The organism is Uliginosibacterium sediminicola, from assembly GCF_039631295.1.
In the GTDB taxonomy this organism is placed as follows: domain Bacteria; phylum Pseudomonadota; class Gammaproteobacteria; order Burkholderiales; family Rhodocyclaceae; genus Viridibacterium; species Viridibacterium sediminicola.
On record NZ_JBDIVE010000017.1, the window covers coordinates 1 to 22,129 of the forward strand.

27 protein-coding genes are annotated in these 22,129 nt (G+C 63.6%); 13 read left to right on the forward strand and 14 right to left on the reverse strand.

Annotated elements, in window-relative coordinates; all coding sequences use genetic code 11:
- Positions 1 to 94: 94 nt before the first annotated feature.
- Positions 95 to 475: a peptidoglycan-binding domain-containing protein gene (locus ABDB84_RS19205; protein WP_345921400.1), complete on the forward strand. Its 381-nt coding sequence runs from the start codon at positions 95 to 97 to the stop codon at positions 473 to 475.
- A 244-nt stretch (positions 476 to 719) separates the two neighbouring features.
- Here the strand turns inward: ABDB84_RS19205 and ABDB84_RS19210 are convergent, their stop codons facing one another.
- From ABDB84_RS19210 to ABDB84_RS19220, 3 genes are all read right to left on the reverse strand, one after another.
- Complete coding sequence (locus ABDB84_RS19210) at positions 720 to 962, reverse strand: hypothetical protein (RefSeq protein ID WP_345921401.1); 243 nt, start codon at positions 960 to 962, stop codon at positions 720 to 722.
- Between the two features lie 100 nt (positions 963 to 1,062).
- The gene (locus ABDB84_RS19215; RefSeq protein WP_345921402.1) at positions 1,063 to 2,169 is read right to left on the reverse strand and encodes an ABC transporter substrate-binding protein; all 1,107 of its coding nucleotides are present in this window, start codon (positions 2,167 to 2,169) and stop codon (positions 1,063 to 1,065) included.
- A 132-nt stretch (positions 2,170 to 2,301) separates the two neighbouring features.
- Positions 2,302 to 2,889, reverse strand: a complete 588-nt coding sequence (locus tag ABDB84_RS19220; RefSeq protein WP_345921455.1) for a class I SAM-dependent methyltransferase — start codon at positions 2,887 to 2,889, stop codon at positions 2,302 to 2,304.
- Between the two features lie 241 nt (positions 2,890 to 3,130).
- Here ABDB84_RS19220 and ABDB84_RS19225 point away from each other — a divergent pair, with 241 nt between their 5' ends.
- The 4 genes from ABDB84_RS19225 to ABDB84_RS19240 all read left to right on the forward strand — a co-directional run bounded on the left by ABDB84_RS19225 (position 3,131) and on the right by ABDB84_RS19240 (position 7,504).
- A complete protein-coding gene (locus tag ABDB84_RS19225; protein WP_345921403.1) occupies positions 3,131 to 5,128 on the forward strand; it encodes a ribonucleoside triphosphate reductase in 1,998 nt (665 codons plus the stop codon).
- Between the two features lie 31 nt (positions 5,129 to 5,159).
- Entirely contained in the window at positions 5,160 to 5,336 is a 177-nt protein-coding gene (gene nrdD / locus ABDB84_RS19230; RefSeq protein WP_345921404.1) for an anaerobic ribonucleoside-triphosphate reductase, read from the forward strand.
- Positions 5,302 to 6,024, forward strand: a complete 723-nt coding sequence (locus tag ABDB84_RS19235) for an anaerobic ribonucleoside-triphosphate reductase activating protein (RefSeq protein WP_345921405.1) — start codon at positions 5,302 to 5,304, stop codon at positions 6,022 to 6,024. Before nrdD ends, ABDB84_RS19235 begins: the two co-directional genes overlap by 35 nt.
- A gap of 196 nt (positions 6,025 to 6,220) precedes the next feature.
- Complete coding sequence (locus ABDB84_RS19240) at positions 6,221 to 7,504, forward strand: MFS transporter (RefSeq protein WP_345921406.1); 1,284 nt, start codon at positions 6,221 to 6,223, stop codon at positions 7,502 to 7,504.
- Positions 7,505 to 7,771: 267 nt separating this feature from the next.
- Here the strand turns inward: ABDB84_RS19240 and bamC are convergent, their stop codons facing one another.
- The 8 genes from bamC to radC all read right to left on the reverse strand — a co-directional run bounded on the left by bamC (position 7,772) and on the right by radC (position 14,744).
- Positions 7,772 to 8,917: an NlpB/DapX family lipoprotein gene (gene bamC, locus ABDB84_RS19245; RefSeq protein WP_345921407.1), complete on the reverse strand. Its 1,146-nt coding sequence runs from the start codon at positions 8,915 to 8,917 to the stop codon at positions 7,772 to 7,774.
- A gap of 13 nt (positions 8,918 to 8,930) precedes the next feature.
- A complete protein-coding gene (dapA, locus tag ABDB84_RS19250; protein WP_345921408.1) occupies positions 8,931 to 9,809 on the reverse strand; it encodes a 4-hydroxy-tetrahydrodipicolinate synthase in 879 nt (292 codons plus the stop codon).
- A 49-nt stretch (positions 9,810 to 9,858) separates the two neighbouring features.
- On the reverse strand, positions 9,859 to 10,785 hold the full coding sequence (locus tag ABDB84_RS19255; protein ID WP_345921409.1) for a histone deacetylase family protein: 927 nt from the start codon (positions 10,783 to 10,785) through the stop codon (positions 9,859 to 9,861).
- An 88-nt stretch (positions 10,786 to 10,873) separates the two neighbouring features.
- Positions 10,874 to 12,112, reverse strand: a complete 1,239-nt coding sequence (locus ABDB84_RS19260; protein WP_345921410.1) for a DUF1015 domain-containing protein — start codon at positions 12,110 to 12,112, stop codon at positions 10,874 to 10,876.
- A gap of 16 nt (positions 12,113 to 12,128) precedes the next feature.
- On the reverse strand, positions 12,129 to 13,208 hold the full coding sequence (locus tag ABDB84_RS19265) for a 3-deoxy-7-phosphoheptulonate synthase (protein WP_345921411.1): 1,080 nt from the start codon (positions 13,206 to 13,208) through the stop codon (positions 12,129 to 12,131).
- A gap of 102 nt (positions 13,209 to 13,310) precedes the next feature.
- Entirely contained in the window at positions 13,311 to 13,478 is a 168-nt protein-coding gene (rpmG, locus tag ABDB84_RS19270) for a 50S ribosomal protein L33 (RefSeq protein WP_345921412.1), read from the reverse strand.
- 32 nt (positions 13,479 to 13,510) lie between these two features.
- The gene (rpmB, locus tag ABDB84_RS19275) at positions 13,511 to 13,747 is read right to left on the reverse strand and encodes a 50S ribosomal protein L28 (protein WP_345921413.1); all 237 of its coding nucleotides are present in this window, start codon (positions 13,745 to 13,747) and stop codon (positions 13,511 to 13,513) included.
- Between the two features lie 319 nt (positions 13,748 to 14,066).
- Positions 14,067 to 14,744, reverse strand: coding sequence for a RadC family protein (radC, locus tag ABDB84_RS19280; RefSeq protein WP_345921414.1), 678 nt, complete (start codon positions 14,742 to 14,744; stop codon positions 14,067 to 14,069).
- A gap of 56 nt (positions 14,745 to 14,800) precedes the next feature.
- On the opposite strand from radC, the gene coaBC reads away from it, so the two are divergent.
- The 8 genes from coaBC (at position 14,801) to ABDB84_RS19320 (ending at position 20,491) form a co-directional block, all read left to right on the forward strand.
- Positions 14,801 to 15,985, forward strand: coding sequence for a bifunctional phosphopantothenoylcysteine decarboxylase/phosphopantothenate--cysteine ligase CoaBC (gene coaBC / locus ABDB84_RS19285; RefSeq protein ID WP_345921415.1), 1,185 nt, complete (start codon positions 14,801 to 14,803; stop codon positions 15,983 to 15,985).
- 43 nt (positions 15,986 to 16,028) lie between these two features.
- Positions 16,029 to 16,478, forward strand: coding sequence for a dUTP diphosphatase (gene dut / locus ABDB84_RS19290; RefSeq protein WP_345921416.1), 450 nt, complete (start codon positions 16,029 to 16,031; stop codon positions 16,476 to 16,478).
- A gap of 74 nt (positions 16,479 to 16,552) precedes the next feature.
- A complete protein-coding gene (locus ABDB84_RS19295) occupies positions 16,553 to 16,921 on the forward strand; it encodes a guanyl-specific ribonuclease (protein WP_345921417.1) in 369 nt (122 codons plus the stop codon).
- Complete coding sequence (locus tag ABDB84_RS19300) at positions 16,918 to 17,364, forward strand: barstar family protein (protein ID WP_345921418.1); 447 nt, start codon at positions 16,918 to 16,920, stop codon at positions 17,362 to 17,364. Before ABDB84_RS19295 ends, ABDB84_RS19300 begins: the two co-directional genes overlap by 4 nt.
- A gap of 18 nt (positions 17,365 to 17,382) precedes the next feature.
- Positions 17,383 to 17,832: a dihydroneopterin triphosphate diphosphatase gene (gene nudB, locus ABDB84_RS19305; protein ID WP_345921419.1), complete on the forward strand. Its 450-nt coding sequence runs from the start codon at positions 17,383 to 17,385 to the stop codon at positions 17,830 to 17,832.
- Between the two features lie 68 nt (positions 17,833 to 17,900).
- Positions 17,901 to 18,314: an Hsp20/alpha crystallin family protein gene (locus ABDB84_RS19310; protein ID WP_428715109.1), complete on the forward strand. Its 414-nt coding sequence runs from the start codon at positions 17,901 to 17,903 to the stop codon at positions 18,312 to 18,314.
- A 124-nt stretch (positions 18,315 to 18,438) separates the two neighbouring features.
- Entirely contained in the window at positions 18,439 to 19,329 is an 891-nt protein-coding gene (argB, locus tag ABDB84_RS19315; protein WP_345921421.1) for an acetylglutamate kinase, read from the forward strand.
- A gap of 7 nt (positions 19,330 to 19,336) precedes the next feature.
- Positions 19,337 to 20,491: a MalY/PatB family protein gene (locus ABDB84_RS19320; RefSeq protein WP_345921422.1), complete on the forward strand. Its 1,155-nt coding sequence runs from the start codon at positions 19,337 to 19,339 to the stop codon at positions 20,489 to 20,491.
- Here ABDB84_RS19320 and ABDB84_RS19325 read toward each other — a convergent pair.
- The 3 genes from ABDB84_RS19325 to ssb are packed head-to-tail and all read right to left on the reverse strand — an operon-like array spanning position 20,476 to position 22,088.
- The gene (locus ABDB84_RS19325; RefSeq protein WP_345921423.1) at positions 20,476 to 20,931 is read right to left on the reverse strand and encodes a hypothetical protein; all 456 of its coding nucleotides are present in this window, start codon (positions 20,929 to 20,931) and stop codon (positions 20,476 to 20,478) included. The two genes, ABDB84_RS19320 and ABDB84_RS19325, sit on opposite strands and share 16 nt — an antisense overlap.
- Before the next feature lie 10 nt (positions 20,932 to 20,941).
- Positions 20,942 to 21,565, reverse strand: a complete 624-nt coding sequence (locus ABDB84_RS19330) for a response regulator (protein ID WP_345921424.1) — start codon at positions 21,563 to 21,565, stop codon at positions 20,942 to 20,944.
- Positions 21,566 to 21,587: 22 nt separating this feature from the next.
- Positions 21,588 to 22,088 carry a single-stranded DNA-binding protein gene (gene ssb, locus ABDB84_RS19335; protein ID WP_345921425.1) on the reverse strand — a complete coding sequence of 167 codons (501 nt, stop codon included), beginning with the start codon at positions 22,086 to 22,088 and terminating at the stop codon, positions 21,588 to 21,590.
- Positions 22,089 to 22,129: the final 41 nt, after the last annotated feature.

Genomic DNA, 22,129 nt, shown 5'->3' on the forward strand with positions numbered 1-22,129 from the left:
CGCTTGTTGCTCATAAACACCTCCATCAGCCTGAAAGTTTAAGGCTTCAGGGTGTCTAGAAAACCCGGGGCGATTCACAGGTATCGCCCTCGCCTTGTTCGGACTCATTTTGATCAGCCTGTCCGTCTGGCGGAATATTGATCTTTCCATCGATGAGAAGGGCATTACGGCGAAGTTCGAACAGTTTGCGGCCGAGGTCAAAGCGGAAACCGGCGCGGCGATTGAGAAAATCGAGAAGACAGAGAGCGTGGCGCTTGAAGTCGCGAAGTCGGTCACGAATCTCAAGCGCTCGATTGACGTGCGGAACGCGCAAGCGGTTCTGTCCGCAGCGGGTTATGCGGTGTTTGCCGATGGTTTCATGGGGCCGCAAACAAACGCGGCGCTCAAGCGGTTTCAAGAGGAAAAAGGCATTCCGGTGACAGGCGAACTCGACCGGGAAACCATGGCGGCGATGAAGCTTTTTCCGATGAATTGAATAAGGCTTTGGGCGGAGTTAGAACGCCGCCCCCCCTATTCACAGCCTGCGCAGCCTGCGCAGTCACGCCCTTCTCACGTCGCCGCCAAGTCCTCTCCCGGCGCTACGCGCCCCCCCTCTCCCGCAAGCGGGCGAGGGGAAAGCCTGACCTTCCTTCGCGGCCCTTTGCGTTGCCTTTGCACCTTTGCGGTGAATGCCTTTCTCAGCTCGCTGAAATCAGCCGCCGGGGAGGCGCGGGCAAGGCTTATCGTTCGGGCGGTTTGGGGGCGCCTTCGGGTTTCTTGAAGCCCTTGCTGCTCATGCAGGCTTCGAAGGCGGCGTCGCCGGGCTTGCCTTGCGGTTTGCAGGCGTCAAACGCGGCTTTGAGTTCGGCGCTCAGCGGTGGCTGGCCGCCGGGGCCGGGGTTGCTGGCAGATGAGCTGCTGGCGGCCCAGGAGACTGAGCACAGCAGGCCGCACAGGCTGAGCAGGAGTTTTGTCGCACGCATCGTGAAGCTCCACACATGAGTTGTGGCCGATGCTAGCAAGCGGCGCTGCAAGCTCCGGTTAAGCCTGCGGCGCCACGGGTTAAGTCCTGCAAATCCGGCGTTAGCGCAGGAAGGTGCCGTTGCCGGAGATGATCGACAGCTCGACGAAGCTGAGGCCGCGATGGTCATTCGGCCCGTAGCTGAGGTCCAGACCGCCGACATCGAATTTGTGCAGGCCTTCGAGCGCGGTCTGCAGACTGCTGCGGCTGGGGTTGGGGCCGGCGGCGCGCAGGGCGCCGACCAGCACCTTGGCGGCGGCCAGTCCTTCGAGGATGGAGGGCGTTACCGCCTCATCCTTCTGGCCTTTGAGGAGCTTGGCGGCCTCCTTGACCATGGGATAGACCACCGAGCGCTCATAGGGGAAGACCTGGGCCACGATGACGCCCTTGGCATGCTTGCCCAGCAGTTTGATGAAGCCTTCCGAGGCGTTGTTGGACAAGCTGGCGAACTGCGTCGTGATGCCTTCGTCGCGCATCTGCACGATGCCCTGCGCAGCCCACTTGGCCGAGGCGATGATCAGCACGCTCTGCACATCGGTGCGCGCCAGGCGCTTGCTGATCGGCGCGAAGTTCGGCGCGCTGCGGTCGATCTTGTCGACAAAGGCGGGGTCGAAGCCCAGTTCCTTGAAGCCCTCTTTCGCCCCGGCGAGACCGTCGGCACCAAAGGCATCGTCCTGATACACCACGCCGATGCGGCTGGCGCCCATCTTGCTCATCATCACGATGGTTTGCGCGGCTTCGAGGCGGTAGGGCGTGCGCACGATGAAGACCTGCTTCTTCACCGGCTCGTAAAGGCTTTGCGCGCCGCTCGATGGGGCGATGAGCGGTACGCCGTAGCGCTCGACCAGGGGCAACATCGCTTCCGTGGTGGCCGTGCCACGCGAGAGGAACAGCGCCAGCACCTTGTTCTGGGTGATCAGGGTCTCGGCATTGTTGGCGGCCTTGGCCGCTTCGAACTGGTCGTCCAGGGTGAGCAAGCGGACCTTCTGGCCATGCACGCCGCCCTGGGCATTGATGGCGTCGAGATAGAGCTGGGCGCCCAGCTGGGTCTCCTTGACGCCGGCCGCTACCGGACCGGTCAAGCCCGTGGTCTGGCCGATGAGGATGTCGGCACGAGCCGGCAGCGCCAGACTCAGCGCGGCGAGGATAATCCATTTAAAACAAGACATTGCTGCTCCTGATCGCTCCGGTGAACGATCAAGGTAGTACAGCCGGCGCAGGCGAACGATGCGGGTTTTCCACAAACACCATGCGTCGTCCAAGGCTTTACAGCAGGGTATTTGCTGTGCTGCACAACGCCGCTAAGGCTTGCGCGCGATGAGCTGGACCACGGCGCCACGGCCGGTGTGGTAATGCCCTTCGATGACGTCCCGCTCCAGCGCGGCAAAGTGCTCGAAATGCAGCGCGCCCAGTTCGAGATGCAGCGATTCCGGCGTGGTCTTGGTATCGACCGAGGGGCCGCCCCCGGTGCCGTAATGGAGCTGCTCGGGGCGGTAGGCCTCAAGCAGGAACACGCCGCCGGGCTTGAGCGCGCGTACGACTTTGGCATGCAGCAGGCTGCGTGCCGCGCTGGGCAAGGGGCAGAAGATCGAGATGATGGCGTCCCAGCAGTTCTCGCCGAGCTCGAACTGGCTCAGATCGGCGTGGATCAGTTCCAGGCTGACGCCACGTTCCTCCGCCAGTTTGCGCGCCTTGGCGAGGCCGACGGCCGAAGCATCCACCGCGCTGACGGCGTAGCCCTGCGCGGCCAGAAACACGGCATTGCGCCCCTCGCCCTCGGCCAGGCTGAGCACGCGCCCCTTGGGCAAGGCCGCACAGTGGGCGACCAGAAAATCGTTCGCGTCCTTGCCATAGGCATAGTCTTCGCTGCTGTAGCGCTGGTCCCACATCACGGCATCCTCCGGGCTGGCTCAGGGTCTTCATCTTAAGCCATCGGCCGCCGATGCGGCAGCGTAGCGCCGAGCGGAACGATAGCCTGGAGGCGTCTGCCGCATCCACTTCGCCGGGCTTCTGACAATCATCTGGAGCGCGCAATTGATGCGGATCAAAAGTCAAAAAGCCGGCGCATGGGTAACTATATATAGGGATTAATGAGCAACAAACAACTACATCTAGTATCAGGAGGGGTTGATGCAGGAACTGACGGGGGTCATCAAGCGCGATGGCAGGCTGCTGCCATTCGATGCCAGCAAGATTGAAGCGGCCATCGCCAAGGCGGGGCAGGCCAGCGGCGAATTCCAGCCTTCGGAGGCGGCGCGCATCACGCGCCTGGTCGTCGACCGGCTGAGCGCACAAGGCGAGCTGGTGCCGAGCATCGAACGCGTGCAGGACACCGTCGAAGTGTCCTTGATGGCCGCCGGCTGGTATCGCACCTCGCGCGCCTACATCGTCTATCGCGAACAGCGCTCGCGTCTGCGCACCGATCACAAGACCGTGGTCGATGTCGAAAACGCCATCAACGAGTATCTGGACCGCCGCGACTGGCGCGTCAACGCCAATGCCAACCAGGGCTATTCGCTGGGCGGCCTGATCCTCAATGTGTCGGGCAAGGTGATCGCCAATTACTGGCTCAACCACGTGTATGCCAAAGAGATTGGCGAAGCGCACCGCAACGGCGATGTGCACATCCACGACCTCGATATGCTGTCCGGCTACTGCGCCGGCTGGTCACTGCGCACCCTGCTGACCGAAGGTTTCAACGGCGTGCCGGGCAAGGTCGAATCGGCGCCGCCCAAGCACCTGGGTTCGGCGGTCGGGCAGATCGTGAACTTCCTCGGCACCCTGCAAAACGAATGGGCCGGCGCGCAGGCTTTCAGCTCTTTCGACACTTATCTCGCGCCCTTCATCCGCAAGGACAATCTGTCCTACGCGCAAGTGCGTCAGTGCATCCAGGAGTTGATCTACAACCTCAATGTGCCGAGCCGCTGGGGCACGCAGACGCCGTTCACCAATCTGACCTTTGACTGGGTCTGCCCGGAAGACCTGCGCGAGCAGATTCCCTACATCGGCGGCGAAGAGATGCCATTTGCCTACGGCGAGCTGCAGGCCGAGATGGACATGATCAACCGCGCCTACATCGACGTGATGACGGCCGGTGACAAGTTCGGCCGCGTGTTCACCTTCCCGATTCCAACCTACAACATCACGCCGGATTTCGATTGGGACAGCGAGAACGCCAACCGCCTGTTCGAAATGACGGCCAAGTACGGCCTGCCCTATTTCCAGAACTTCCTCAACTCGGAGCTGACGCCGAACATGGTGCGCAGCATGTGCTGCCGCCTGCAGCTCGATCTGCGCGAGCTCTTGAAGCGCGGCAACGGCCTGTTCGGCTCCGCCGAGCAGACCGGCTCGCTGGGCGTGGTGACGATCAATTGCGCGCGCATCGGTTACCAGCACAAGGGCGATGAAGCGGGCTTGTTCGCCCGCGTCGACCGCCTGCTCGAACTGGGCCGCGACAGCCTCGAAGTGAAGCGCCAGGTGATCCAGCAACTCATCGACGCCGGGCTGTTCCCCTACACCAAGCGCTATCTGGGCACGCTGCGCAATCACTTCAGCACCCTGGGCGTGAATGGCATCAACGAGATGATCCGCAACTTCACTGGTGATGCGCATGACATCACCAGCGAATGGGGTCACGACTTCGCGCTGCGCCTGCTCAACCACATCCGCGCACGCATGAGCGAGTTCCAGGAACAGACCGGCCACCTCTTCAATCTCGAAGCGACGCCGGCCGAGGGCACCACCTACCGCTTCGCCCGCGAGGACCGCAAGCGCTGGCCCGACATCCTGCAAGCGGGCAGCAAGGATCAGCCGTACTACACCAATTCCTCGCAGCTGCCGGTCGGCTTCACCGACGACCCCTTCGAGGCCCTCACGCGCCAGGAGCCGCTGCAGACGCGCTACACCGGCGGCACCGTGCTGCATCTGTACATGAACGAAAGCATATCGAGCGTGAATGCCTGCAAGAAGCTGGTGCGGCGCTCGCTGGAAAACTTCCGCCTGCCCTACATCACCGTCACGCCGACCTTCTCGATCTGCCCCAAGCACGGTTACCTCAAGGGCGAACACAAGTTCTGCCCGAAGTGCGACGAAGCGCTGATCGCCAAGAAGCTCGCTTGCTGCGACTGAACCCCAACATTTACCATCAGGAGTCTTACCGATGAATCAACTCGCCCTGCCCGTCGTTGCCGAAATCCAGATCGAACTCAAGGACGAAGAACGCACGCCTTGTGAAGTGTGGACGCGCGTGATGGGCTATCACCGCCCGGTTGCCTCGTTCAACATCGGCAAACAAGGCGAACATGCCGAGCGCAGTTTTTTCAACGAGCCGCGCTGAGCGTCCCGCCGCCGATCTGCGTATCGGCGGCTTCGTCCCTTGCAGCACGCAGGACTGGCCGGACCAGCTGGCGGCGGTGGTGTTCCTCGCCGGCTGCGCCTGGCGTTGCCACTACTGCCACAACCCGCATCTGCAGTCGCGTCAGGCGCTCTCCGATCTGCACTGGGACGATCTGCTGCCCTTGCTCGCCACGCGCCGTGCGCTGCTCGACGGCGTGGTCTTCTCGGGTGGCGAACCGACGATCGATGCGGCCCTGCCGGCCGCCATCGACGCCGTGCGTGCGCTGGGCCTGAAGGTCGCGCTGCACAGCGCCGGCAGTCATCCGCACAAGCTTGCCGCGCTGCTCGACAAGCTCGACTGGATCGGCCTCGACATCAAGACCCTGCCCGCTGAGTACGACGCCCTCACCGGCTGTCCGGGCAGCGGTGCCAAAGCCTGGGCCAGCCTGAAGCTGGTGCTGGAATCCGGCTGCGATCACGAGCTGCGCATCACCGCGCATCCCAACTGGCTGCCTGAAGCGCGCCTGGACGCCTTGATCGCCGAGCTGGCAGCACTCGGCGCGCAGCAGGTGGCGATCCAGGCGGCACGCGCGCCGGGCGCCACGCGCAGCAATGCCCACTACAGCGCGGACGCCCTGGCGCGCTGGGCTGAACAGCTGCCCCAGCTGACGCTGCGTGGCTTCAGCTAGCGCGCCAGCTGCGGGAGGCGGTGGATAAAGTCTATCGGTCGCGGCACAGCACGCCCTCTTGCGGCCGCAAGGTCCGTATGATGGCGGCCTTCTGACTTCAGACAGAGCGCCCGCAGCCAATGCTGCTAGGCTCGCTGCTCAGACCCTTTCAGCCAACACCCGCAGGACCCGCTTCATGCACACCAACGATCAACCCATGCACCGTCCCCTCAACACCCGGGACTACAAGACGCTCGCCCTCGCCTCCCTCGGCGGCGCGCTGGAGTTCTACGACTTCATCATCTTCGTGTTCTTCGCCGCCGTGATCGGCGACCTGTTCTTCCCCGCCCACAGCGAGGACTGGCTGCGCCAGCTGCAAACCTACGGCATCTTCGCTGCCGGTTATCTGGCGCGCCCGCTCGGCGGCATCATCATGGCGCACTTTGGCGACAAGTTCGGCCGCAAGCGCATGTTCGCCCTGAGCATCCTGCTGATGGCCCTGCCCACCCTGCTGATGGGCCTGTTGCCGACCTATGCCAGCATCGGCCCCTGGGCGCCGATCCTGCTGCTGGTGCTGCGCATCGCCCAGGGCGCGGCGATTGGTGGCGAGGTGCCGGGCGCCTGGGTCTTCGTAGCCGAGCATGTGCCGGCACGCAAGATCGGCTATGCCTGCGGCACCCTCACTGCGGGCCTCACCGGCGGCATCCTGCTCGGTTCGCTGATCGCCACCGCCGTGAATGCCATCTGGAGCAGTGCCGAAGTGCGCGAAGGCATCTGGCGCCTGCCCTTCCTGCTCGGCGGCGGCTTCGGCCTGATCGCCATGTATCTGCGCCGCTGGCTGGAGGAAACGCCGGTGTTCACCGAGCTCAAAGCGCGCCGCGCGCTGTCGGCCAAGCTGCCGCTCAAGACCGTGCTGGCCGAGCACAAGGGCGGTGTCGCGCTGTCGATGGCCCTGACCTGGATGCTTTCGGCCGCCATCGTCGTCGTCATCCTGATGGCGCCCACCCTGCTGCAGAAGCAGTTCGGCATCGCTCCGGCACGCGCCCTGCTGGCCAGCTGCATCGCCACCCTGATGCTGAGCATCGGCTGCGTGCTCAACGGCATCCTGGTTGACCGCTTCGGGCCGGGCCGCGTGCTGCTCATCGGCAGCGTCCTGCTGGCGGTGTTCAGCAGTGCCTTCTATCAGTCACTGGGTGCGGCGCCCGAGCTGCTGTTCCCGCTCTACGGCCTCGCCGGTCTGGCGGTGGGCGTGATCGGTACGGTGCCCTACATCATGGTGCAGTCCTTCCCACCGGCCGTGCGCTTTTCCGGGATCTCGTTTTCCTACAACGTCTCCTACGCCATCTTCGGCGGCCTGACGCCGGTGCTGATCACCCTGCTGCAACGCTGGACACCGCTGGCCCCCTCGTACTACGTGCTGGCGCTGTGTTTGCTGGGCTTTGTCATCGGCCTCGGCCTGCAAGTTGGCGGACTCCGCAAGAGCGCACTCAAGCCAGCCTGATCACGCGACTGCCTGCGACCAGCGCAGGCACGGACGCCCCCCAGGGCCGCACCGCACGCCAAACGCGTGTTGTGCGGCCCTCGTCATATCTGGCGCCTCCCGCCTCCCGCCTCCCGCCTCCCGCCTCCCGCCTCCCGCCTCCCGCCTCCCGACTCCCGCCTCCCGCCTCCCGACTCCCGACTCCCAACTCCCAACTCCCAACTCCCAACCCAAAAAAAATGGCCCGCACAAGGCGGGCCATTCGGATCTGAGGTGTCGCGCTGCGGCTTACTTCAGCTCGTTGTTGAGCAAGGAGAGAATCTGCTTGGTCGCTGCCGGCGAAGCGGCGGCACCGGCCTTGTTCTGCACGCGCACCGTGGTCTTGTTGCCCTCGGACTGCACGACGATGCGGTACTGGTCGACATCGGACTTCTTGTCCTCGCTGCGCCAGAAAGCCATCCAGCTGAACCAGCTGCTGTCCTTCTTGCGGCCCAGGTCTTCGTCGGTGATGTAGCGGACGAAATAGAGACCCTTGGTGCGGTCACGATCTTCCACCACCATGCCGATGCGGTCCAAGCTCAGACCGATCTGGCGCCAGGCGCGGTCGAAGATTTCATCGACGAGCAGTTGCTGGCTGCCATCGGTCGCCGTGGCCAGACGCGACTTGTCGGCAATCACCTGTTCGCTCTTGGTGGCCAGCGCGGCGGCACCGGCATCGCTGCCGAAGGTGATCATCATCCGGCGCAGCATTTCGAGTTCCTGATCGGGATCGGCAGGACGCAAGATCCAGCCCGGACCGGTATAGCTGCTGCTCAGAGTCGCCTCTTCGAGACCGCGATGGCTGACGTAGATCTCAACCGTACCCGCATCCTGACCCGCTTCGATACGCGTACGGAACTTGTCACGCTGACCAGTGCTGGTAAGCGACTGCAGCATGTTGAGATTGGCCATCCAGCCGGTCAGCGCCTTGGAGCGCTTTTCGGCCCAGTCGGTTTCCATGATGTTCAGCTGCGGCGCATCGACGGCAATCGTGAAACCCAGGTCTTCCCAGAACTTGCGCAGTTGCGGGTAAAGCACTGCCGGCGTGCCGGGCAGCACCAGCCAGCGCTGGTTGCCGGAACGCACCACGCGGGCTTTGCCGAGCACGTCCGGCGTCGTGGCGAGGGTCGCAGCGGCGGCCGACTGGGCTTCAGGTGCGCGGCTATAGGTCGACAGCGCGGTGGAGCTCTTGCGCGGATCGGTCGGCGTCTGGAAGCGATCATCACGCCCCGGGCTGACGAGGTCCGGCGGCACTTCCAGCGTCTTGCGGGCGGTGTCGCGCGAGGCGTCGCTCAGATACTCCTTCTTTTCGGTCGACGCACATCCGGCCAGCAGGACCAGCACGAGCGCACTCGCCAGCAAAGCAGGCGAGCGGGAAACAAGGCGGGACATCATCAAGTCAATCCTTTCAGTTCAGAACACCGGCTGCAAGCAGTGCAGCACGGACACGTTCGTGGTAAGTCTCGGAGAGGCGGGTCAGCGGCAAGCGGATGCTGTCGCCGATCAGGTCCATCTGGGCACAAGCCCACTTGACCGGAATCGGGTTGGCCTCGACGAACAGATCGCGATTGAGCAGATAAAGTTTCCGGTTGATTTCGCGCGCCGTGGCGATATCACCGGCCAGCGCCGCGACGCACAGCTCGTGCATCAGGCGCGGTGCCACATTGGCCGACACGGAAATGACGCCGTGGCCGCCCAGGGCAATGAAGGGCAGCACCGTCATGTCGTCGCCGCTGTAAAGCAGGAAATCCTTGGGTGCGCGCATCGCCAGATCGGTGATGCGCTCGACGCTGCCGGTGGCGTCCTTGATGCCGATGATGCCGGGCAGCTGGGCCAGGCGCAGCACCGTGTCGTTCTGCAGATCCGCCACCGTGCGACCGGGCACGTTGTAGAGGATGACCGGCAGCTCGACCGCTTCGGCAATCGCCTTGAAGTGCTGGTACATGCCCTCTTGCGTCGGGCGGTTGTAGTAGGGCACCACCGACAAACCGGCCTGCGCACCGACTTCCTTGGCAAAGCGGGTCAGCTCGATGGCTTCGGAGGTGGAATTGGCGCCCGTGCCGGCGATGATGGGAATGCGCCCTGCGGCGTGCTCAACCGCCACGCGGATCAGGCTGCAATGCTCCTCGACATTGACCGTCGGCGATTCGCCGGTCGTGCCGACGATCACCAGACCATCAGAACCTTCACGCACATGAAAATCAATGAGCGCGCGGAAACGCACCAGATCAAGCTGGCCGTCCGCCAGCATCGGCGTCACCAGCGCAACGAGAGAACCTGTCAACATGACACTCTTCGGCTGAAAATCGAATCCGGCATTGTACCCGAGCAAGGGCTCAAATGCCTGCCAGCGCCTTGATGTGCACCGCGACGCTGCGACCGAGCGCCGACAGGTCGTAACCGCCCTCCAGCATCGACACGATGCGCCCCGCGCAATGCTGGCGGGCAAAGTCGCAGAGCTGCTCGGTGATCCAGGCATAGTCGTGCTCGAACAGGCCCATCGAGGCCATATCGTCCTCGTAGTGGGCGTCAAAGCCGGCCGAGACGAAGAGCATCTGCGGCCGGTGTTCGGCCAGCGCGGGCAGCCAGGTATTGCTGACCAGTTCGCGCACCACATCGCCCTTGCTGTGCACCGGCAGCGGCGCGTTGCGCATGTTCGGGCCGCGCGGCGTGGCACCGCTGTAGGGATAGAGCGGATGCTGGAAAAAACCGACCATCAGCACGCGCGGATCGTCAGCAAAGATGTCCTCGGTGCCATTGCCGTGATGGACATCGAAATCGACGATGGCAACACGTTCCAGGCCGTGCACCTGCAGGGCATGGCGGGCGGCAATCGCCACATTGTTGAAGAAGCAGAAGCCCATGGCGCGGTCGCGCTCGGCATGGTGACCGGGCGGGCGCACGGCGCAGAAGGCGGTATCGACCTCGCCGCGCAGCACCAGATCGGTGGCCAGGATGCCCGCACCCGCCGCACGTTGCGCTGCGGCCAGGGTGCGCGAGCACATCGCGGTGTCGGGGTCCAGATGGACGATGCCGCTCTCCGGCGAACTCTCGAAGAGGTGGCGGATATACGGTGGCGAGTGCGCCAGCTGCAATTGCTCGATGCTCGCAGCGGGCGCCTCGAAATGCTCCAGGTACATCTCCAGCCCGCAGGCGATGAGGCGATCCTGGATCGCGGCCAGCCGGTCAGGCGATTCCGGATGCGTCTTGCCCATATTGTGCAAGCTGCAATCCGGATGCGAAATGAATGCAGTACCTGACATGTCGCCAGCCTCTGTGAAAACTCAGGGAACCTCAGCCCTCACGGTGCCGCAGCCGGCAGCGGAATTCAAGCCGGGCAAACCCGCTGCGTCAGTCGAGCACGTGCGAGAGCAGGCCGTCGGCCAGCTTGGGCTCGAACCAGGTCGACTTGGGCGGCATGATCTGATCTGCATCGGCTACCGCCATCAGGTCGGCCATGGTGGTCGGATACATCGCGAATGCCACAGCCATTTCACCGCTGGCGACACGCTTTTCCAGTTCCGGCAAACCACGGATACCGCCGACGAAATCGATGCGCTTGTCGCGACGCAGATCGGCAATGCCCAGCACCGGCCCCAGCAGGTGTTCGGAGAGCAGGCTCACATCGAGACGCGCCACCGGATCTTGCGGCACCAGTTCGGGCTTGATCTGCAGGCGATACCACTGCGTGCCGAGGAACATGCCGACTTCGCCATGCTGCGCCGGCTTGACCGCAGCCGCGCTCGGCGTGACGCTGAACGCGCCTGCAATGCTTGCCAGGAACTGTTCGGCCGTGAGGCCGTTGAGATCGGTGACCACGCGGTTGTAGTCGAGAATCTTCAGCTCATGATCGGGGAAGATCACCGACAGGAAGTAGTTGTAGGACTCGCTGCCGCTGTGAGCGGCATTGGCGGCCTTGCGTGCCGCGCAGACGCGCGAGGCGGCGGCCGAACGATGGTGGCCGTCAGCAATGTAGAGCGCATGCATGGCGTCGAACTGCGCCGTCAGCTGTTCCAGCGTGGCGACATCGCTGATCGCCCACACCGTGTGGCGAATGCCATCATCGGCGACGGCATCGGCAATCGGCTCGGCAGCGGTGGCCGCCTGCAGGATCGCATCGACGACCGGCGCTTTCGGGTAGGCGAGCAGCACCGGACCGGTCTGCGCGGACAGCGCTTCGATCTGGCGCACACGGTCGTCCTCTTTGTCCGGACGCGTCAGCTCGTGGCGACGGATGCGGTTCTTGTCGTAGTCCGCCACCGAAGCGGACGCCACCAGACCCGTCTGCACATGGCTGCCCATGATGATGCGATAGACGTAATAGCTCGCTGCCGCATCGCGCACCAGCACGCCAGCCTCGATCATCTTGTGCAGGTTCTCGGCCGCCTTGGCATAGACCTGCGGCGAGTAGATGTCGGTATCGAGCGGCAGATCGATTTCCGGCTTGGAGATGTGCAGGAAGCTAAACGGCTTGCCGGCCGCGCGCTCGCGCGCCTCGCTGCTGGAGAGCACGTCATAAGGCGGGGCGACGATCTCGGGGGCGCGGCCACTGGCGGGGCGCAGCCCCTTGAAAGCTTGGATCAGGTGCATGCTTGTTCGCTTCGGTTCAGAGTTTTTCGGCACGCGCGGCCACCAGGCTGCGCAAGGATTCTGCACTGGCGCGCAGCAGGGTTTCGGTGGTGTCCCAGCCGATGCAAGCATCGGTGACGGAGCAGCCGCGCTTGAGTTCAGCCAGATTGGCGGGAATCGGCTGATTGCCCGCCTCCAGGAAGCTCTCGATCATCACGCCGATGATCGACTGATTGCCGGCCACCACTTGCGAGACCACGTCACGCATCACCAGCGGCTGCAGCTCGGGCTTCTTCCAGGAATTGGCGTGCGAGCAATCGACGATGATGTTCTGCGGCAGCTTGGCCTTGGCCAGCGCCTGCTCGGCCAGCGAGACCGACACCGTATCGTAGTTCGGGCGTCCGCCACCACCGCGCAGCACGAGGTGGCTGTAACGATTGCCACGCGTGCGGATGATCGCCGCCTCGCCCTTGTCATTGATGCCGAGGAAGCTGTGCGCGGCCGAGGCCGAGAGGATGCCGTTGGTGGCCGCATCGAGCGAACCATCGGTACCGTTCTTGAAGCCTACCGGCGTCGACAAACCCGAAGCCATCTCGCGGTGCGTTTGCGATTCAGCGGTGCGCGCACCGATTGCCGTCCAGCTGACTAGATCACCGTAGTACTGCGGCGAGATCGGGTCCAGCGCTTCGGTCGCCGCCGGCAAGCCGAATTCGGCCACATCGAGCAGGAAGCGACGACCGCGCTCCATGCCTTCCTCGATGTGGAAGGAGTCATCCATGCGCGGGTCATTGATGAAGCCCTTCCAGCCCGTCGAAGTACGCGGCTTCTCGAAATACACGCGCATCACGACGTACAGGGTCTCGGACAATTCCTCAGCCAGCTGACGCAGGCGGCGGGCGTATTCGATACCCGCCGAAGGATCGTGGATCGAACAGGGACCGACGATGACGAGGAAGCGCGGATCCTGGCGATCGAGGATGCGCTGCAGGGTGCGGCGCCCTTCGGTGACCGTCTGCGCTGCCGTATCGGTCAGTCGCACGCGCGCCTTGATCTCGCCCGGCGAGGGCATCGGATCAAAAGCGGCGACATTGAGATTCTCGGTGGAAGCGTGGCTCATGACAGTAAGGAGTGAGATGAAGTGAAAACGCAAAACAAAAACCCGCCATGTGGCGGGTTTGTGCTGGAACCGGAACCACGCCTGGGTCAGGCGGGGTCAAGCTTACTTGAGCTTGGTTTCCTTGTACGCCACGTGCTTGCGAACAACCGGGTCATACTTGATGAACTCAAGCTTTTCCGGCGTGGTGCGCTTGTTCTTGTTGGTGGTATAGAAGTGGCCGGTGCCCGCAGAGGACTCCAGCTTGATCTTTTCACGTCCGCCTTTTGCCATTTTCAGTACTCCTTAGTCTTGAGCTTGGTGGCTCAAACGCGCTCGCCGCGCTCGCGCAGCTCGGCCAGAACGACATCGATGCCGCGCTTGTCGATAGTGCGCAAGCCAGCGTTGGAAACGCGCAGGCTCACGAAACGGTTTTCAGATTCAACCCAGAAACGACGATTCTGCAGGTTGGGCAGAAAACGGCGCTTGGTCTTGTTATTGGCGTGGGAAACATTGTTACCCACCATCGGGCCCTTGCCCGTCACGATGCAAACTCGAGACATCTCTCGCTCCTAAGCCTTAATATCTTCGGCCGTTTCCGCGTCTGGCGCTCCGCTGGCCGAATCGTTACCGACTCTCCCGCTTCGCAACCCCTTGTACAACCCGCTTCACAACCACTTGACCCCCTGCAATGCAGGCGCCACGCTTGTTCCGGCCCCGCACAACACGCCACACGAATGCTCAAGCCACCCTAGAGGACAAGCTCATCCGTTCGCGCCAATTGCGGGAAAGCCGCCGATTATACAAGGCAGCTTAAAGACTTTTCAAGCCCTATTTCGCCAAACCCGTTCAAGCCTCACCAGCGCTAGCTGCCGCAAGGCCCTAGAGCAGGCCACGCTCGGCGAACGACAAGGGCGCAGCGCTACCCGCTACGACAAAGTGATCGAGCACGCGCACATCCACCAAGGCGAGCGCCTGCCGCAACGAACGGGTCAGCAGCTCATCGGCCTGGCTCGGCTCGGCCAGCCCGGAGGGGTGATTGTGCGCGAGGATCACCGCCGCCGCATTATGCGCCAAGGCCAGCTTGACCACTTCGCGCGGATAGACCGAAGTCTGGGTGAGCGTGCCGCGAAACAGCTCGACAGCGTCGATCAGGCGATTTTGCGCATCCAGCAAGAGGATCATGAAGACTTCATGCGGCAGACTGGCCATGCGCAAGCGCAGCCAGTCACGCACCGCCTGCGGCGCACCGAGCAGGTCGCGACTGCGCAGCTCCTCGGCCAGGGCGCGGCGCGACATCTCCAGCACCGCCTGCAGCTGCGCGTACTTGGCCTGCCCCATGCCGGGCACCGCCTGCAGCGCATCGGCGCTGGCCGCAAACAGACGCGTCAGGCTGCCGAAATGGCTGAGCAGCTCGCGCGCCAGATCGACCGCGCTTTTGCCGCGGATGCCGACACGCAGGAAGATGGCCAGCAACTCCGCATCGGACAGCACTTCCGCCCCTTGCGCCAGCAGGCGCTCGCGCGGGCGTTCCTGGGCGGGCCAATCGGCAATGGACACGGCGAGCGCCTCCAGAGGATAGAATTCGCAAATTCTCTGTGATTTGTGAGCATTTCATGACTGCACTGACGGGCAAGACCATCATGCTCGGCATTACCGGCGGCATCGCAGCCTACAAATCGGCTGAACTGGTGCGCCTGCTGGTCAAGGCGGGCGCCCAGGTGCAGGTGGTGATGACCGACGCGGCAACGCGTTTTGTCACGCCACTGACCTTCCAGGCGCTGAGCGGCAATCCGGTGTGGACCGAGCTGTGGAATCCGCAGTCGGCCAACGGTATGGCGCATATCAATCTGAGCCGTACCGCCGACCTGGCCCTGATCGCCCCCGCCTCCGCCAACTTCATCGCCCGCCTGGCCCAGGGCCATGCCAATGATCTGCTGAGCACGCTGTGCCTGGCGCGCGACTGCCCGCTGCTGGTTGCCCCGGCGATGAATCTGCAGATGTGGGGCAATCCGGCCACGCAGCGCAATGTCGCCCAGCTGGCGGCCGACGGCATCGGCCTGCTCGGCCCGGCCAGCGGCTCACAGGCCTGCGGCGAAGTGGGCGAAGGGCGCATGCTGGAAGCCGAGGAATTGTTCGAACACCTGCTGGCGCACTTCCAGCCCAAGCTGCTGGCAGGCCGCCGCGTGCTGATGACCGCCGGGCCGACCTTCGAAGCGCTCGATCCGGTGCGCGGCCTGACCAATCTGAGCTCGGGCAAGATGGGTTTTGCGCTGGCACGCGCCTGCGTGCAAGCGGGCGCCCACGTGACCCTGGTCAGCGGGCCGGTGAGCTTGCCGACGCCGCAGGGCGTCACACGCATCGACGTGCAATCGGCCAGCCAGATGCACGATGCGGTGTTCGGCGCCCTGCCCGGCCAGGATGTGTTCATCGGCGTTGCCGCCGTGGCGGACTACCGCCCCAGCCAGGCCGCTGCCGACAAGATCAAGAAGAGCGCCGACACGCTGACGCTGGAACTGCTGCGCAATCCTGATATCCTCGCCGCCGTCGCAGCCCAGCCCGATGCGCCACTGTGCGTCGGCTTCGCCGCCGAGAGCCGCAATCTGGATGGCTACGCGCAGGGCAAGCTGCAGGCCAAGAAGCTGCAACTGGTGGTCGGCAACCTGGTGCAGGACAGCATCGGCCGCGACAGCAACGCGGTTGTGCTCTACGATGCCGCCGGCCGCCATCCTCTACCGCCGGCCAGCAAAGATGATGTCGCGCAGCGCATCGTCAGCCATCTGGCCGGTCTTTTGAAGTAAACACCCAGCGCCGCTCCGCGGCGCATTCGCCCCCAGCCCCGACATGAACAGTATCGACATCAAGATTCTCGACCCGCGCATCAAGGATGCCCTGCCCCAGTACGCCACACCCGGCGCCGCGGGCCTCGACCTGCGCGCTGCGCTCGACGCACCGCTGACCCTGCAGCCCGGTGACACCCAGCTGATTCCGACCGGCATGGCGATCCATCTGGCCGATCCGGGCTACGCAGCGATCATTCTGCCGCGCTCAGGCCTGGGTCATAAACATGGCATCGTGCTGGGCAATCTGGTCGGCCTGATCGATTCCGATTACCAGGGCCAGCTCTTCGTCTCGACCTGGAATCGCGGCAAGGAGAGCTTCACGATTCAGCCGCTCGATCGCATCGCCCAGCTGGTCATCGTGCCGGTGCTGCAAGTAGCCTTCAATATCGTTGATGAGTTCGCCAGCAGCGAGCGCGGCGCGGGTGGATTCGGCAGTACAGGCAAGCACTGATAAGATTTGTTAAGCCAGATGCGGCAAGCTGTTACATTGCCGCTCTGTCACGTTCTGCTGCTCTCTCCCTGATCATGATTCGACGCATTCTGTCAGCCGCACTGTTTGCCGTGCTGCTGTGTTGTCTTCCGGCCGGCGCGCGCGATCTGCGCGACGCAGCATCTGCACTCGCCACCATCAGCGTCAGCGAATTGCCGCCCGAAGCGCAGCAAACGCTGCAGCTGATCCGCAACGGCGGGCCCTTCCCGTACCGGCGCGACGGCATTGAATTCCAGAACCGAGAAAAGCGCTTGCCGCGCCGCGAACGCGGTTACTACCGCGAATACACGGTGCCGACGCCAGGCTCCGCCGACCGCGGCGCGCGGCGCATCGTCACCGGCCAGCCTGACGAGGCCTATTACACTGCGGACCACTACCGCAGCTTCCGCAGGATTACACGATGAAGCAGCACAGCACGCCCCGCGCCCTGCTGGCCGATGCGCAGGCCAGCGGCATTTTCCAGGTTCCCATGCAGCATGCAGCTGACATCGTCAGCGTTGCGCAGGCACTCGGCTTCCGCGTCTGGGCGCTGGATCTGGCGACGCTCAACGACGATGCCGAGCTGCTCCAGGCGCTCGCCCGTGTCGCCGAATTCCCCGCGTGGTTCGGCGGCAACTGGGATGCTGCCGCGGACTGCCTCAACGATCTGTCGTGGAACCCTGCCAGCGGATATCTGCTCAGCATTCACGGCAGCAGCCGCGACCTGCTGCGCTTGCAAGCCGGCTGGACGCAGCTGGTCGACATACTCGGCGGCGCCAGCCAGCTCTGGAAGGCCGACAATGTGCCGTTCTGGGTCTTGGTCGAAGCGCCCGCACAGCATCTGGCGCCCTGGCCGCCCAAGTGTTGAGGCACTGAGGCGCCCGCAATGGATACGCGCTATAAACAGCCGATTTCGGTGCTGGTCCTCATCCACACCGCAGCACTCGATGTGTTGCTGCTCGAACGCGCGCGCCAGCCCGGTTTCTGGCAATCAGTGACCGGCAGCCGTGAAGACGAGGAAGCGCTGCTCGAAGTTGCACGCCGCGAGACGCGCGAGGAAACCGGCATCGATCTGCCGGCCAGCGCCTTCTGCGACTGGCGACTGAGCAATCGCTTCGAGATCTTCCCGCAGTGGCGCCAGCGCTATGCGCCCGGCATCACCCACAATCTTGAACATGTGTTCAGCGTGGAGGTCGCCGCGGATTACCCGATCCGCATCGCAGCGGATGAACACAGCGCCTGGCAATGGCGCAGCTGGCGCGAAGCGGCCGAGCTGTGCTTCTCGTGGAGTAACCGCGACGCCATCCTCATGCTGCCGCATCGCGTCGCCTCTTGAAACAGTGCGTGGGCGCTCCTAGATAGGTGACATCGGGGTGCAATCCCCATCACCACAAACAGGAGCGCATCATGATCAACATCGTCCGCCGTGACCCCTTCGACGAATTGCTGCGTGGCTTTTTCGTGCAGCCTGTCGGCCTGCAGCAGAACACCGACAAGCGTGACTTGCCGGTCGAGATCCGCGAGAGCACCGAAGCTTTCGAACTGAGCGCCGAGCTCACCGGGGTACGCAAGGAAGACATCGAAGTCCAGATCGACGGCAAGGTGCTGAGCATCAGTGCCGAACGCAAGGCCAGCCCCTTGCGCGAAGGCGAGCGCCTGCTGCGTAGCGAGTTCGGCTACGGCAAGCTCAGCCGCAGCTTCCAGCTCAGCCAGGAGATCGACGAGGCCCAGGCACAAGCACGTTACAACGATGGTGTGCTGACCCTGCTGCTGCCCAAAAAGGCCGTCGCGCAAGCCCGCCGCCTGACCGTGCAGTAAGTGACAAACCCCAAGCGCGCTGGCGAAAGCCACCAGGCTTTGCCAGCGCGCGTTCAGCACGCTTTTGGTTTGCCGCCACAGCCGATAGAATCGGGGCTCGCTTCTTTCCTACGACTCCCCCGCCATGTCTGACACTCCCGATCTCAGCCCCGTCGTCAAAGCTGGCGTGCTCGCCGAAGCACTGCCCTACATCAAGCGCTTTTACGACAAAACCATCGTCATCAAATACGGCGGCAACGCCATGACCGACGACAAGCTCAAGGACTGCTTCGCGCGCGACGTCGTGCTGCTCAAGCTGGTCGGCATGAACCCGGTGGTGGTGCACGGCGGCGGCCCGCAAATCAATGACCTGCTCGATCGCCTGGGCAAAAAAGGCGAGTTCATCCAGGGCATGCGCGTCACTGACGACGAAACCATGGACGTCGTCGAAATGGTGCTCGGTGGCCAGGTCAACAAGGACATCGTCAACCTCATCAACCGCCATGGCGGCAAGGCCGTGGGCCTGACCGGCCAGGACGGTGCCTTCATCCGCGCCCACAAGCTGCTGATGCCCAACAAGGACAAGCCTGACGAGATGATCGACATCGGCCAGGTTGGCGAGATTTCCTCGATCGACCCGTCGATCATCAGCTTCCTCGACGGCGGCGACTTCATCCCGGTAATCGCGCCGATTGGCGTCGGTGAAGACGGTGAAACTTTCAACATCAATGCCGACGTGGTCGCCGGCAAGCTGGCCGAAGTGCTCAAGGCCGAAAAGCTGGTGCTGCTCACCAACACGCCCGGCGTGCTCGACAAATCCGGCAAGCTGCTCACCGGCCTCACGCCCAAGCAGATCGATGAGCTAGTTGAAGACGGCACCCTGTCCGGCGGCATGCTGCCCAAGATCAGCTCGGCACTCGACGCGGCCCGTAACGGCGTGCGCTCGGTGCACATCATCGATGGCCGTGTCGAACACTGTCTGCTGCTCGAAATCCTCACCCACCACGGCGTGGGCACCATGATCAAGAGCCGCTGAGCACGCCTTGAACAACTGCTACGACTTCGACAACCCGCCCGAGCGGCGCGCCTCGCACAGCATGAAATGGGGGCGCGTCGCCGGGCGCGACGTGCTGCCGATGTGGGTGGCCGACATGGACTTTGCCGCGCCGCCGCCGGTGCTCGCCGCGCTGCAGGAATCGCTCGCGCACGGCGTCATGGGCTACAGCATGCCCTGGCCCTCGCTGCTCGAATCCATCGTCGAGGCCCTGGCGCGCGATCATGGCTGGCAGATCCAGCCCGAGTGGATCGTGCTCATCCCCGGCGTGGTCAGCGGTTTCAACCTGGCCTGCGAACTGGCGGGCGAGCCTGGCGATGCCGTGGTGACCCTGACGCCAGTCTATCCGCCCTTCCTCAGCGCGCCTGGCAACAGCGCACGCGAGCTGATCCGCAGCGATCTGCAACGCCAGGGTGAGCGCTGGGTCTGCGACGTCGACGCCCTGCAGGCGCAAACGCCGGCGCACAGCCGCCTGCTGATGTTGTGCAATCCGCACAACCCGGTCGGGCGCAGCTACAGCCGCGCAGAACTGCAGCAGTTCGCGGCGTATGCCGAGAAGAACGATCTACTGATCTGTTCCGACGAAATCCATTGCGGCCTGGTACTCGACGACAGCGCGCCGCACATCCCGCTGGCCTCGCTTGATGCGGACACCGCCAAGCGCTGCATCACCCTGATGGCGCCCAGCAAAACCTGGAACATTCCCGGCCTCTCCAGCGCGTTCGCGGTGATCAGCGACGCCCGCCTGCGTGCGCGCTTCAAGCGTGCCGCCGAGGGCATCCTGCCGCATACCAATCTGCTGGGTCTGGTCGCAACCGAGGCGGCCTATCGCCATGGCGAGGACTGGCGGCAAGCCTTGCTCGACTACCTGCGCGGCAATGCCGCCCGCGTCGCCGCGGCAGTGGCCGAAATGCCTGGCGTTAGCAGCACACCGGTGGAGGCGACCTATCTGGCCTGGCTCGATTGCCGGGAGCTGGCACTGGAGCACCCGGCGCGCTTCTTTGAAGCGCAAGGCGTGTTGATGTCGGACGGTCGCGACTTTGGCGCGCCCGGCTTCCTGCGTCTGAATTTTGGCTGCAGTCGCAGCCTGCTTGATGAAGCGCTGGCGCGCATGCGCCAGGCGCTCGCTCAGCGACGCGCCTGAAGCTGATTCTCTTCAGCCGCCATCGTTTGCTGCACGACGAGCTGCGCGAGCTGCTGCGCCGTCTGCTGATTGCGCGTGCGGTACTCGTCGATGATCTGCGTGCACGGCACTTTGCGCGTCTGGCACAGCACCGCCATGTCGACCACCACGCCGCCATCGGGTTGATAGCTGACGCGCTGACGCATCACGCTGGGGTAACCCGGATGATCAATCGGTACGAAGGTCCAGATCAGGCCTGAATGCTCGGTGATGATAGTCCAGCCGGCATGCAGCTCGATCTTGGCATTGCGCCGCCCGAGCAAACCCTTGAGCGCGTCGAGCACACTGGGAAACTCATTGATCGGTTGATTGGGCAGGCGCGGCATTTCCGGCGCCACAGCCAGCGCGCCGAAGCTGGCCAAAACCAGCAGCAGCGCGATCAGGGAACGGGGCCGTAGCATATGCAGGGGCTCAGGCGCGCAAGCCGCGTTTCTGACTTTGCACGAGCTTGGCCTGGATATAGCCCTTGAGCTCGCGGAAAGGAATCGGCTTGGTGTAGATGATGACGTCGTCCGGCAGACCGCCCTCCTTGTCGATATCTTCCTGACTCAAACCGGTGACGGCGATGATGTCCATCTGCGCCAGCTGCGGTTCGCTGCGCAGGCGACGGATCATCGAAAAGCCGTCCAGTCCCTGCATCACCAGATCGGACACCAGGAGGTCTGGCACCTGGCGCCCGATTTCCAGCAAGCCTTCAAAACCACTGCTGACAATTTTCACTTCAATCGGCATGTTCCACAGCGCAAGCGTGCGCTGGTAGAGCGTCTGCATCACCACATCGTCCTCGGCCACGAGGATGCGCAAATTGCCCGAGTGCGGTGCAGCCGGGCCGCTCTGGCGCTTGCGCAGGAAGGACTCGACCGAGGTGATGCGGATACGACGGTGGCCGCCGGCGGTCTTCCAGGCATCCAGCAAGCCTGTTTCGACCATCTGCTGCACCGTCCCCAGCGATACGCTCAGCATCTGTGCTGCTTCACTGGTGCTGCAATATTCGCGATCTACTGCTTTGCTGCTGCCCTGCGAAACTTCACTCATGCCTCATGCCTTTTCAAATTGTTCAGAACGGAATGTCGTCATCGAAGTCACCCGCGAAGCCGCCGCCTGAAGCCGCGCTGGGCGCCTGACTGGCAGCCGGCGCGCTCGACCGGTTGTCGCGGGCGCTCGGGCGCGTGCTGCTACCGTATTCATTGTTATCCTGCCGCGCCGGCGCATCGCCACGACCTTCGCGGCTGCCCAGCATCTGCATGGCGTCTGCGCGGATCTCGGTGGTGTAGCGCTCCTGACCGTCCTTGTCCTGCCACTTTCGTGTGCGCAGACTGCCTTCAATATAGACTTGCGAGCCCTTGCGCAAGTATTGGCCGGCTATTTCCGCCAGACGGCCGAAAAAGACGACGCGATGCCATTCGGTCTGCTCTTTCTTGTCACCGGACGCCTTGTCCTTCCAGGTGTCCGTGGTTGCCAGGGTGACGTTGCAGATTGCGTCCCCGCTCGGTGCATAGCGCGTTTCAGGATCGCGCCCGAGATTGCCAACCAGAATCACTTTGTTTACAGATGCCATCTGGCTCTCCTCAAGATTTTAAAGATTGCGCCGGCCGTGCC